The sequence below is a fragment of the Chitinophaga sp. RCC_12 genome (assembly GCF_041360695.1).
GTDB lineage: Bacteria > Bacteroidota > Bacteroidia > Chitinophagales > Chitinophagaceae > Chitinophaga.
This window is the reverse complement of the sequence record NZ_JBFUPS010000012.1, coordinates 17,778-30,078: the sequence shown is the minus strand read 5'-3', so window position 1 is coordinate 30,078 and position 12,301 is coordinate 17,778. Positions and strand designations below refer to the sequence as shown.

General features: G+C 47.2%; 9 protein-coding genes. 6 read left to right on the top strand and 3 right to left on the bottom strand.

From position 1 onward, the window contains the following. Positions 1–21 precede the first annotated feature (21 nt). From miaB to AB6805_RS27665, 3 genes are all read right to left on the bottom strand, one after another. Positions 22–1,434 (bottom strand): tRNA (N6-isopentenyl adenosine(37)-C2)-methylthiotransferase MiaB, encoded by a 1,413-nt coding sequence (gene miaB / locus AB6805_RS27675; protein ID WP_370912671.1) that lies wholly within the window; start codon positions 1,432–1,434, stop codon positions 22–24. 247 nt (positions 1,435–1,681) lie between these two features. After that, positions 1,682–2,188: a hypothetical protein gene (locus tag AB6805_RS27670; RefSeq protein WP_370912670.1), complete on the bottom strand. Its 507-nt coding sequence runs from the start codon at positions 2,186–2,188 to the stop codon at positions 1,682–1,684. Positions 2,189–2,211: 23 nt separating this feature from the next. Next, positions 2,212–2,991, bottom strand: a complete 780-nt coding sequence (locus AB6805_RS27665; protein ID WP_370912669.1) for a (Fe-S)-binding protein — start codon at positions 2,989–2,991, stop codon at positions 2,212–2,214. Between the two features lie 196 nt (positions 2,992–3,187). Here AB6805_RS27665 and AB6805_RS27660 point away from each other — a divergent pair, with 196 nt between their 5' ends. The 6 genes from AB6805_RS27660 to AB6805_RS27635 all read left to right on the top strand — a co-directional run bounded on the left by AB6805_RS27660 (position 3,188) and on the right by AB6805_RS27635 (position 12,263). Continuing rightward, positions 3,188–3,766, top strand: coding sequence for an RNA polymerase sigma factor (locus tag AB6805_RS27660; RefSeq protein WP_370912668.1), 579 nt, complete (start codon positions 3,188–3,190; stop codon positions 3,764–3,766). A gap of 106 nt (positions 3,767–3,872) precedes the next feature. Continuing rightward, the gene (locus AB6805_RS27655; protein ID WP_370912667.1) at positions 3,873–4,916 is read left to right on the top strand and encodes a FecR domain-containing protein; all 1,044 of its coding nucleotides are present in this window, start codon (positions 3,873–3,875) and stop codon (positions 4,914–4,916) included. 128 nt (positions 4,917–5,044) lie between these two features. Then, complete coding sequence (locus AB6805_RS27650; RefSeq protein ID WP_370912666.1) at positions 5,045–8,524, top strand: SusC/RagA family TonB-linked outer membrane protein; 3,480 nt, start codon at positions 5,045–5,047, stop codon at positions 8,522–8,524. A gap of 11 nt (positions 8,525–8,535) precedes the next feature. Next, positions 8,536–9,990 (top strand): RagB/SusD family nutrient uptake outer membrane protein, encoded by a 1,455-nt coding sequence (locus AB6805_RS27645; RefSeq protein WP_370912665.1) that lies wholly within the window; start codon positions 8,536–8,538, stop codon positions 9,988–9,990. 10 nt (positions 9,991–10,000) lie between these two features. After that, the gene (locus AB6805_RS27640) at positions 10,001–10,840 is read left to right on the top strand and encodes a DUF4843 domain-containing protein (RefSeq protein WP_370912664.1); all 840 of its coding nucleotides are present in this window, start codon (positions 10,001–10,003) and stop codon (positions 10,838–10,840) included. A gap of 16 nt (positions 10,841–10,856) precedes the next feature. Further along, positions 10,857–12,263, top strand: a complete 1,407-nt coding sequence (locus AB6805_RS27635; RefSeq protein WP_370912663.1) for a PKD-like family lipoprotein — start codon at positions 10,857–10,859, stop codon at positions 12,261–12,263. Positions 12,264–12,301 lie beyond the last annotated feature (38 nt).

Genomic DNA, 12,301 nt, shown 5'->3' with positions numbered 1-12,301 from the left:
TACAGACAATATGCTTGTCTGTTATTGTACAGCTTTCCCGATCAAAGTACCTGATGTGCAGCTCTCCACTTTAACCATCACGTAATCTCCTTTTTTAAAGTTTTCCTTTGGAAACACGATTACCTTGTTTTGATCATTGCGGCCAAACAGCTGCTCATCGGAGCGTTTGGAAGTACCTTCCACCAATACTTTGAACGTTTTGCCTACTTCTTTCAGCATGTTTTCCTGCGAAATATCGCGGTGCAGCGCCACCACTTCGGCCAGTCTCCTTTTCTTTACTTCTTCCGGAATATCATCTGTATACCGGCGTTCTGCCAGTGTACCCGGACGTTCGGAGTAGAAGTACATATAGGACAGGTCGTAGCGGGCATAGCGCATCAGACTGAGCGTATCCTGGTGATCTTCTTCAGTTTCAGTGCAGAAGCCGGTGATCACGTCGGTAGACAGGCCGCAGTCGGGGATCAGTTCACGGATGCGGTCTACCTTTTTGATATACCATTCGCGGGTATACGTACGGTTCATGAGCTGCAAGATGCGTGAACTGCCGCTTTGTACGGGCAGGTGAATATAATTGCAGATGTTATCGTACTTCAGCATGGTGAACAGTACTTCATCTGTAATGTCTTTCGGATGGGAGGTGCTGAAACGTACGCGCAGCAAAGGATTGATGAGCGCTACTCTTTCCAGCAGCATGGCGAAGGTAATGGTTTCACTGCCGTCGTTGCTGGTCCAGTAGTAGGAGTCAACATTCTGGCCCAGGAGCGTTACTTCGCGGTAGCCATTGGCGAAAAGCTCTTCTGCTTCCTTCACAATGGAATAGGCGTCGCGGCTGCGTTCACGGCCACGGGTAAACGGCACCACGCAGAAGGAACACATATTATTACAGCCCCGCATAATGGACACAAAAGAGGTAACTCCGTTGTTATCCAGTCGTACCGGGCTGATATCCCCGTAGGTTTCCTCGCGGCTCAGCAACACATTCACCGACTTCTGACCGGTTCCTGCTTCTGCGATCAGCGCCGGGAGACTGCGGTAAGCGTCGGGGCCTACTACCAGGTCTACCAGTTTCTCTTCTTCCAGCAGTTTACCTTTGATGCGTTCGGCCATGCAGCCTAAAACACCCACCAGCATGCCGGGGGTTTGCTGTTTTATTTTTTTGAATTCAGTAAGACGTTTACGTACGGTTTGTTCCGCTTTTTCGCGGATAGAGCAGGTATTGAGGAGTATGAGGCTGGCTTCTTCCGCGTTGCGGGTAGGGCCATAGCCTTCCTCGCCCAGGATGGAGGCAACAATTTCACTGTCGTTGAAATTCATTGCACAACCATAACTTTCAATGTAAAATTTTTTAGTATATGTTTGGGTGCCAGTCGTTGCAGGAGCAAAAGCTTCTCCCTGGCGACTTTCATCATGCACTTTGGTATCCAGATCAAGCATCCTGACAAAAATTTTGGAAGGCAAAAATAGGTAATAAAAATAACAAAATGACAGAATGGCAGAAAATAGTATTTCCGGATGATTAATGTGCTTTTGCAGATGTGTTTTCAGCTACACCTGGTATATAAAAGGACATTAATGATCCGGAAACAGATAAGATGGTTTATACGCTGTATACCCAGTGTATCCACCGAGTATGCCCGGAGGAAAGGTGGACTTGAAGCGCTAACGCCCTGCCGGCTTGAAGTTACGCGGTTTTTAACTTCAGCTTTGTGGCTATCCAGCTGTTTTTCAGCGGCTGCAGCCAGCGGGTATCCAGTTCCTGCCTGGTAAGTACGGTATTGTTCAGGTAGATGGTATTTTCATCGATATAACCTTTCTCCAGTGCATAGCCAACCTGGGCCATAGGCAGCAGCTCCACTTTATCTTTTACGATGAAGCCGAGCAGGAGGCGGTCGAACATATTAACGCTGTACTGTTGCTCTATACTTTTGATAATGCGAACGGAGCTATCTGTGCTGCAGCCACTTACGGCGGTCTGCGATTCATCTGCCATCAATACGATCACCTGGTTCAGCACTACCTGTCCCCAGCCTTTTACGGGAGCGCCGTGGGCGTTCCATTGGGCGGTGAACTGGTGCAGTTGCTCGTTAATTTCCAGTATCTCCTGTTCATTGAATGGTCTGTTGCTCTGGTATATCCAAACCCTGGAGGCGGGAGAAAAGCCTGAAGGGAAGATGTTGCTGGTATTCATAACACAAATTTAGGTAAATGGATTCATTTCATGCTCTCTGCGATCAGTTCTGCTATATCCAGCACCTTTACGGATTCTTCCTTACCGGCGTCTTTTACCCCATCGGTAAGCATGGTCATACAAAAAGGACAATTGGAGGCGATCACGGCCGCCCCGGTAGCTACGGCCTCACGTCCGCGTTCAAAGTTAATGCGGGTGGCGCCTTTTTCCTCTTCCTTGAACATCTGTGCGCCGCCGGCGCCGCAGCAAAGGCCATTGCTTTTGCAGCGTTTCATTTCCACCAGTTCGGCGTCCAGGGTTTCCAATACTTTGCGGGGCGCTTCATATATATTATTGGCGCGGCCCAGGTAGCAGGAATCATGATAAGTTATTTTTTTGCCTTTGAAGGTGCCGCCTTCCTGCATCTTTATTTTTCCTTCGTCGATCAGCGACTGGAGGAAGGTGGTATGATGTATTACTTCGTAGTTACCTCCCAGTGCGGGATACTCATTTTTCAGCGTATTAAAACAATGCGGGCAGGCGGTAACGATCTTCTTTACTTCATACATATTCAGCAACTGGATATTATTCTGCGCCATCATCTGGAAAATAAACTCGTTACCTGCTCTTCTGGCCGGATCCCCGGTGCAGCTTTCTTCTTTTCCTAAAATGGCAAAACGGACGCCCACTTTTTCAAGGATGGTAGCAAATGCCCGGGTTATTTTCTGGGCACGCTGATCAAAACTCCCTGCACATCCCACCCAGAACAGCACTTCCGGGGTTTCTCCGTTTGCGGCATATTCTGCCATTGTCTTAATATGCATTCTTGTTATTTTAAATTAATACCGAAAATGATTGCATGCAATCAAATGAAAAGCCGAAAAGTCATGCAACTGTCTAAAATTTGGGTGTATCCTTTAAATTCCGACACTTGCTTACTATTATTACTGTTTATATCTTTAAGACGAATTGAATATAAAGATAAAAAACAGAACCGCACAAATTTAAAATCTAACTGAATTGTACGCCAGCCTGAATGATAAGGAGCTATGGATCAAGGTAGTGGAAGGCGATAAGGATGCATTGTCTTTTATTTATACACAGCATTTCCCCGCACTGTTCAACTATGGAATGAAGATTCATCCCGATGAAACCATCGTGAAGGATTGTATACACGATCTTTTTGTGACACTCTGGTTCAGCCGGGAGCGTTTATCCATTACTGATACCATTCGTTTTTACCTGCTGGCCAGTCTTAAAAGGAATATCATCCGCAGTCTGAAGCCCCTGTATGTTCCCAGTATGTTTGATCATTCGATGGATAAAGCTGATTTCAGCACCAACCCCGAACAGATCATCATGGGACGGGAGTCGGAGAGGGAGCAGCAGCAGAAACTGGTTAAAGTGATCAACCAGTTGCCACGCCGGCAGCAGGAGGTATTGCACCTGCGTTATTTCCAGGGCCTGGATACAAAGGAAGCCGCCGCGCTGATGTCGCTCAGCGTGAATGCCACGTATGTGTTACTGTCGCAGGCATTACGCTTTCTAAAAAAGCACAGCGACAAACTGGTGACGCTCTTTTTGTTATGGCCATTTTAATGCGTGTTTAACAGACAATTGAAAGGCGGCAAAAAAAAATAAAAAAAAGTGGCGCCGGAACGCTAAGATTTTAACACCGGTTTACTTTACACTATAAGTATTGAAGATGAGATTCAGGGAATTCACTAGTTCAGATTTTTTGCAGGAACCTTCTTTCCGGAGTTGGGTGCTGGATAACGATGCCACCGCCACCGCTTTCTGGGAGGAATGGATGAGCAGTAATCCGGATAAACGTGAAACCGTCATGCAGGCCAGGCAATGGCTGCAGGTAATAGGTTCTCCTTCCTGGGTACCTGATGCTGCCGCAGCAGCGGATACCTGGAACCGTATTGAACAAACCATCGACAAAACAGAAAAATCAGGCAAACCGGGCATTTTTGCCCTGCAGCCGGTAATGAATACCATTAAAAACAGGAGATGGCTGCCTTATGCGGCTGTACTGGCCGGTGTTGCAGTTTTATATGCCGCTGCTTTTTTCCTGTTCTCCGGCGGGGAAGTACATCAGGTAACCGAAATGGGAGAACTGAAAACCATCCTGCTGCCCGACAGCTCCGAGATCCGGCTGAACGTGAATTCTTCCGTGAGATATGCGGAGAAATGGAATGCAAAGGATGCCCGCGAAGTATGGATCGAGGGAGAAGCATTTTTTACGGTAACGCATAAACGCAATAATCAGCGGTTCATAGTGCATACGCGCGACATGGACGTACAGGTAACAGGCACCGCTTTTAATGTTAACACCCGGCGGGTGCAAACACAGGTAGTACTGAACAACGGCGTGGTGAAACTGGCGCTGCGCCCCCGCGGAAGCGACACTGCGGCATCTATCATCATGAAGCCCGGCGACATGATCACTTACTCAGCCACCACCAATGAGCTGACCAATAAAAAAGTAGACCCGGAAGTATATTCTTCCTGGCAAAGTAAAAAGCTATTATTTACAGATACGCCCATTACAGAAGTCATTAAATCCCTGCAGGATAACCTGGGCATCACTATTGAGCTCCAGGAAGAAAGCCTCGGCAGGCAAACATTTACAGGAACAGTACCTACAGATAATGTAGAAGTATTTTTCAGAACATTATCCAGATCGTTACAGGTAACCGTTACAAAAACGGGCGCCCAAACATACAGGATCAACCAACAATAGTATTTGAACTGACATAATAAACAATGCCCTGCCCGCCGTATCCGGGAAGGGGAAACTTATGCACCGATGAAATTATAATCAGCCATAATAACGAGGTAACAATTATTCAACCAACCTAATCTATTGCTATGATAGAATTTTACGCCAGGCGTGTTGGCGGAAGCATGGCTATGGCCCTGCTGATACAGCTTTGTGTGTCGCCGGCTACAGCGGCGCCTTTGCACCGTCAACATGATGTATTGTATGCCACTGCCCGCCCGGTTACACAGCAGCAACCACTTCCCCTGAAGGAGGTTATTGCGATACTGGAAGACCGGTATAAGATACGTATCAACTATACGGGCAACACCATCAAAGACCTGAAAGCAACGGTTCCATCGCCAAAAACAGCATCGGTTAAAATGCAGGCTTACCTGCAACGCCTGATGCAGCCACTAAACCTGGAGGTAGAAGAAGCCGGCGCGGATAATTATATCATCTTCCGGAAAGATGCGCCTGCTCCACCTGCTTCCGCACCGAAGCAACAGGCGCCGGCTGCAGCCCCGGCAGCAGCTGTAGCAACCACCGCCCCTACACCGGTGCAGGAGGTACCCGTGCATCCGCCGGTGAAAGGACAGGTAACGCAGGAAGACGGTGTGCCCATCCCGGGCGTTACGATTGTGGTGAAAGGTACCCGCAATGGCGTGCAAACCAATGCAGACGGCCGCTTTGAACTGAGGGATGTTCCCGATAACGCTGTACTGGTTTTCAGCTACATCGGCTTTAAAACACAGGAAATAAAAGCAGGAAAACGTACGTCCATTTCCGTTACCTTGCTCACCGATATGCAGTCGCTGAAAGATGTGGTGGTAAACGGTTATCAGAATATCAAGAAAGATAACTTCACCGGATCGGCTATTACTATTACGGGAGAAGAGCTAAAACGATTCAACCCCCAGAATATCCTGGCCAGTATCCAATCTTTCGACCCTTCTTTTAAACTTGTAGAGAATAATTTCTCCGGTTCCAATCCCAATGCGCTGCCCAACATCAACGTAAGAGGCACCACCGCATTACCTACCGGCAAAACCACGGAACTTACCCGCAACCAGATCAACAGCACACCCAACCTGCCGTTGTTTGTAATTGATGGTTACCCGGTTCCGGTGCAGTCGGTATACGACCTTGATCCCAACAGGATCGCGGCAGTAACCCTGCTGAAAGATGCAGCAGCCACCGCGGTTTACGGCTCCCGTGCCGCCAACGGCGTACTGGTGATCACTACGCGCCCTCCGAAAGAAGGCAAGCTGTCGCTTACCTATGGCTACGAACTGAATGTTACCACACCAGACCTCACGGCATACAACCTGCTCAACGGCGAACAGAAACTGGAATATGAGCGACTGTCGGGGGTATACGAAAATGCATTAGGACAAGGGCAGGACGAACTGCAGATGCAGTACTACGCCAAACGGAGGAATGTACTGGCGGGTGTAAATACCTACTGGCTGTCGCAGCCACTTGCCACCGATTTTGGTCATAAACATTCCGTGACGCTGGAAGGTGGATCACAGTCGCTCAAATATATTATCGACGGCCGTTACCAAACCAATGCAGGAGCGATGAAAGGCTCGGGACGCGACCGTTACAGTCTTGCTACCAACCTGCAATACAATCTGAAAGATAATAAGGTACTGTTCCGCAACCAGTTTACCATCTCGCAGGTAAACGGCCGTGAATCGCCTTACGGGGAGTTTTCCACCTATGCGCGCATGAATCCTTATTTCCCTAAAACCGATTCTACCGGCAAACTGCTGCGGGAACTGGATAAATGGAATGTGCCGGATTACGCGACCAATGGCATGAAGCTCAACACCGTGCTGAACCCCATGTATGAAGCTACCCTTGCCAGCTTCAACAAATCAGAATACCTGGAGTTTACCGACGCCTTTTCTGCTGAATATAACATCACCAATACTTTGAGACTCCGCGGAGACTTCAGCTTAACCAAACGCCGCTCTACCGCCGATCAGTTCATTTCTCCCTATAGCAACGACTTCTTTGATAAAACCGGCGACGACCTGAAAGACCGTGGCAGCTATACTTTCGGCGTTCGTGATGAGATACAGTACAATGGTAACCTGGTATTGAACTACAACAAAGGAATAGGCGATCACTTCTTCAACACTTCGCTCGGATTGAACATGCAGGACGCTAAAAGTTCCCTGAAAACCTTTAAGGCGCAAGGGTTTACCAACGACCGGTTTACCGATATCACCTTTGCCAGAACCTACGAAAAAGATAAAGCGCCTACCGGCGAAACTTATGAAGAGAGACTGGCCGGCGCCTTTGGAAGCATCAACTACTCTTATCAAAACCGCCTGCTGATGGATGCCACGCTGCGGGTTGACGGGTCTTCCAAATTCGGGGTAGATGCACGCATGGCGCCGTTCTGGTCGTATGGCCTCGGATGGAACCTGCACAACGAAAAGTTTTTACGCAACACGATTGTGTCGCAGCTGAAACTGAGAGCCACTACCGGTTTAACAGGTGAAGTATCTTTCCCGGCCTATTTATCCAATACTACTTATGAGTATTATACCGGCGACTGGTACTCTACCGGCGTAGGAGCGCATTTCAAAGCATATGGCAACTCCAACCTGAAATGGCAGCGCACACAAAACTACGACCTGGGTGCAGAACTCGGCCTGTTCCACGACCGGTTGTACGTGGCGCCCCGCTATTATTATAAACGCACAAAGGACCTGCTGGCAGATATCAATGTAGCGCCTTCCACTGGTTTTTATCAGTATAAAGAGAACCTGGGAGAAATGGTGAATAAAGGATATGAGTTTAACATCCGTGGAAACGTATACCGCAACCGCGATATGTCTGTAAACCTCTGGGCCAACATGGTACATAATACCAACGTTATCACCAAAATATCCAATGCACTAAAAGCTTATAACGATGATATCGACAAGCAACAGAATGAAAAAGATGAATTGAAATCTTTATCGCTGCTGCGCTATAAAGAAGGCCAATCCATGAATACCATTTATGCGGTACGGTCGCTGGGCATTGATCCTGAAAACGGTAAGGAAATTTTCCTGAACCAGGATGGCTCCAAAACTTATATCTATGATGTGAAAAATACGGTGCCGGTAGGTGATCAAACACCCAAGCTGGAAGGCTTCTTCGGCGGTAACGTAGTGTATAAGAGCTGGATGCTGGAAGTGAGTTTCTATACCAAGTTTGGCGGCGACTACTACAACCAGACCTTGCTGGACCGTGTGGAAAATGCAGACCCCAGATTTAATGTGGACTCCCGCGTATTAACCGACAGATGGAAGCAACCGGGAGATGTTACTTTCTACAAAGACATTGCGGATCAGTCGCTGACCAGGGCTTCTTCCCGTTTTGTACAAAAGGAAAACAGGCTGGAATTCAAATCGCTGTACCTCTCTTATGAAGCGCCCGCAGCCTTCTACAACCGTTTGAAGATGAGAAGCCTCCGGCTTTCCCTGAATATGAATGATATCGGCTACTGGTCTACCGTAGCGGCGGAAAGAGGTATTGACTATCCCTTTGCCAGGAGCTTCACTTTCTCACTTCAAACAAGGTTCTAAAATCATTATATATGAAGAAGTATTTAGTCCTCATTTTATTATTCTCCACTTCCTGCAGCAAATGGCTGGATATTAAACCGATTTCGGAAGTATCCGGTGATGAGCTGTTCAAAAGCGAAGATGGCTTTAAAGATGCTGTGAATGGCCTTTACAGCCTGTGTTTGAATGAAGATATTTATGGCAAGGAGCTGATGGGTGGTTTGCCGGATGTGCTGGCGCAGAACTATGCGATCCCTGTTCTGGATGGCAGCGGGTACCGGCAGGCTGCCATGTACAACTATAAAGATAAGAACCAGATCGACCGGAAGAATAAGATCTGGCAAAGACTGTATGAAGTGATTGCCAACAGCAATTTAATTCTTGCTAAAGTAGATCAGCAAAAAAGTATCCTGTCGGGCGTTAACTACGGCCTGATAAAGGGAGAATCGCTGGCGATGCGGGCCTGGTGCCATTTTGATGCGCTGCGCCTTTTTGCTCCTTCCTTTGCCAGCATGCCGGCGGCCAAAGGGGTGCCTTATGCAACAGAGTTCACCAAAAACGCCGCTGCCATGCAAACCGTAACGGCCTTGCTGGATTCTGTGATCAAAGACCTTACTGCCGCAAAAGAAATACTGCGCGGAGTAGACCCCATCTTAAATCCGGGTTATAAAGTAGGATATATGATCAGGGATTCCAGTACCGAAGGCGATGGTGAAATGTTTGTGCAGCAACGCCGGCACCGTTTAAATTATTATGCGGTATGCGGTGAGCTGGCCAGGGTATATCTCTATAAAAAAGACCAGGTAAACGCCTTACAGAATGCCCTCGAAATTATTAATGCCAATAAATTTCCGTGGACACGCCAGGAAGATTTCATGAATGGCAATGATGCAAAGAAAGACAGGATCCTGTATAAGGAACTGATCTTTGGTTTTTATATGCCTAACCGGAAAGATGCGATGAATGACCAGTTCCGGAAAGGGAATGGGCAGGGATTATTTATTTCCAGCACAGAAGGTAAAAACATTTATGAAGTAGCAGGCGTAGGCGGGGAGGATTTCCGCTTTAAACAGTGGTTCAGCGAACAATCCGTTAACAGCAGTACTTATCTGCAGCTGGAAAAATACAAGCGCACAGATGATAATCTTCATTACCTGATGGGGCCTGCGTTACGGCTCAGTGAAATTTATTACATCGCCGCGGAATGCACTTTTGCTACTGATCCGGATAAGGCATGGGCATATTTCAATGAAGTACGGTTGCACCGCGGTATCGGGCCATATAGCGGCCCGGCAGATACCAACAGTTTTTATGCCGAACTGCTGAAAGAAGCGCGCAAGGAATTGTATGGGGAAGGACAGCTATTCTACATGTATAAACGCTTGAACAGGTCGATAGTGGGATTAGGCGGTAAGCCGGTGCCACCCTCCGATGGCGTGTTTGTACTACCGCTTCCTGATGATGAAATCGCATACGGTAACCGATAAAATATCACACATGAAAAAGATAATAGCGACAGGCATGTTCAGCTGGATACTGCTGATATCATGCAAAAAGCAGGATGATCTGGTGTTCCGTGAGAACAATAATGTTTATTTTGATTTTACAGATTATATAAAGAATACCAGGGTAGACAGCTTCTTTTATTCCTTTGCGCTTTTTCCTGAAAAATCGATAGATACGCTTTTACTTCCGGTAAGGATTTCGGGGGAACGGGCATCGTACGACAGGTGGTTCAAAGCACAGGTAATAGCTGAGGGTACTACTGCCCTGGTGGGACTACATTACAAAATGCTGGACTCGGCCTATAAGATCCCGGCAGATTCAGGCAGGACTTTTTTGCCGCTGATCATTTCCGGCAGCGATCCGCTGCTGCTCGACACTTCTGTGGTCATTAAACTAAAGATCATGGCTTCCAGTGTATTTGGTAATGACTTCCCTTCCTACGACACTGCTAAGGTGACGTTTTCAAACCGGCTGGAACAGCCGCTGTGGTGGGTTGTATGGGAAGACGATCTTGGCGTTTATTCCCGTGTGAAGCATGAACTGTTTATCCGTACATCCGGTACCACTGAATTACAACTGGATAACTCCGACTGGCAGTCTACTCCCAAAACATTGTTTTACCTGCGGCAGTTCCGCGCGTTTATGATGGATCCTATTGCCCGTGCGGCCGACTATAAGGATAAGGGATATGCTATCGGGCAGGAACCAAACGGTACTTATTATTTCTACAATACCGGTAATCTTAATAAAAAATACCCGCTGGAACACAGTACTGCAGACGGCAGGTATTATTTCCATGATGAAAACGGGAACAGGATTGTACCACAATAACCAAAATTCTATACACATGAAACATGTATTTCTATATATCATTGGCATCCTGGTATTATTTACCGCCTGCTATAAAGATAAAGGCAATTACGATTATCACCCGATCCCGGAGCCGGTGATCACTAAGCTGGATACCGCTTATATGGCGGTTGTAGGGGATAGCTTTATCATATCGCCGAAAGTGGTGCTGGCCTCCGGCAATACAAAGTACCAGGGCTTGTGGAAAATTTCCGTTCCCGGCCAGATGGGCACGCAGGATTATACCGGCCAGGAGCTGCGCATTGTATTTGGTTTGGGAGCATCGCGTTATCCCGCGGTGTACATTGTGTACGATAGTATTACAGAGATGAAGTACTATTATAAATTTGTGATCAATGGTACTGCTGCCTTTACACGTGGTACGGTGGTGTTGAGTGATGATGTAACGTCTTCCAAAATATCTTTTATTAAAGAAGATGGCACGGTACAAGCCGACGTATATACCAATATCAATCACGATACCCTTCCTGGCGGCGCATTGCAGCTCACCATGATGAAGAATGTTAATTACGGCAATCTCATTACCGGTTACTGGGCTACTTTTAAAACAGGTGGCGTTTATATTGATCCCAATAATCTGGGAAAGATAAGAACACTCGCGAAGAATTTTTATTCCGATCCGGGTCCGCTGGAGGTATCTACTTTTATCCCTTCGAGTCTTGGTGTACCCGTAGGCATTATCAATAAACAATTATACCGCGGCGCTACAGAAACAGCTCCTTTTGCCACCTATTACGGCTTTATGGGTATCCCGCTTTCCGGCACCTATAGTCTGTCGCCGTCTATTATTGCCAGTGATCCTGATAACCGCGGGTATTTTGTGGGTTTTGAAGAAACGAAGCGGAAGATGGTGCGGATGGATTGGGGCAATTATCTTGATACCAACTACATTGTAAAAGATTCTGCTTTTACACCGAAGAACCTGAAGATGGATATGTTGCACCTGGGTCGTTTTTCAGATAACGTATGTTATGCGTTCTGCGACAGTGCGGGCCAGATCAGGGAACTGCGTTTTGGCGTGGAGTTCAGAACAGGCAGCGATCCTGTTTTTCACGCGCTGGAAAAAAGGAAGCCGGTGATTGCGGATAAGATCAGTGCGGCCACACTCTGGGTAGAGTCGCCGGTGGGTGTATTTTATTTTACACAGGCAGATAAAGTGTACCGGTATAACCCGTTGAATAAAGATGTAAAGGAAATGGCTAGTTCATTCAGCGGTCAAACGATTACTATGCTGAAGCTGCTGGAAAATGGCAACCAGCTGCTGGTGGGAGTAAGAGGCAGTATTTTTTACCTGAATGTAGGCACGGGGCATAATGGTGAAACCACGAAGCGGGTGGATGGTATTCCGGGAGCGCCGAAAGATGTGATTGTGAGAGCGAATTAATCTGCATAAAAAAAGGAAGGTTTAAAACCTTCCTTTTT

What these genes read in the sequence shown, in the direction of transcription:
- miaB (WP_370912671.1), bottom strand. Translation starts at nt 1,434, where the DNA reads ATGCTTGATCTGGATACCAAAGTGCATGATGAAAGTCGCCAGGGAGAA.
- AB6805_RS27670 (WP_370912670.1), bottom strand. Translation starts at nt 2,188, where the DNA reads ATGAATACCAGCAACATCTTCCCTTCAGGCTTTTCTCCCGCCTCCAGG.
- AB6805_RS27665 (WP_370912669.1), bottom strand. Translation starts at nt 2,991, where the DNA reads ATGCATATTAAGACAATGGCAGAATATGCCGCAAACGGAGAAACCCCG.
- AB6805_RS27655 (WP_370912667.1), top strand. Translation starts at nt 3,873, where the DNA reads ATGAGATTCAGGGAATTCACTAGTTCAGATTTTTTGCAGGAACCTTCT.
- AB6805_RS27650 (WP_370912666.1), top strand. Translation starts at nt 5,045, where the DNA reads ATGATAGAATTTTACGCCAGGCGTGTTGGCGGAAGCATGGCTATGGCC.
- AB6805_RS27645 (WP_370912665.1), top strand. Translation starts at nt 8,536, where the DNA reads ATGAAGAAGTATTTAGTCCTCATTTTATTATTCTCCACTTCCTGCAGC.
- AB6805_RS27640 (WP_370912664.1), top strand. Translation starts at nt 10,001, where the DNA reads ATGAAAAAGATAATAGCGACAGGCATGTTCAGCTGGATACTGCTGATA.
- AB6805_RS27635 (WP_370912663.1), top strand. Translation starts at nt 10,857, where the DNA reads ATGAAACATGTATTTCTATATATCATTGGCATCCTGGTATTATTTACC.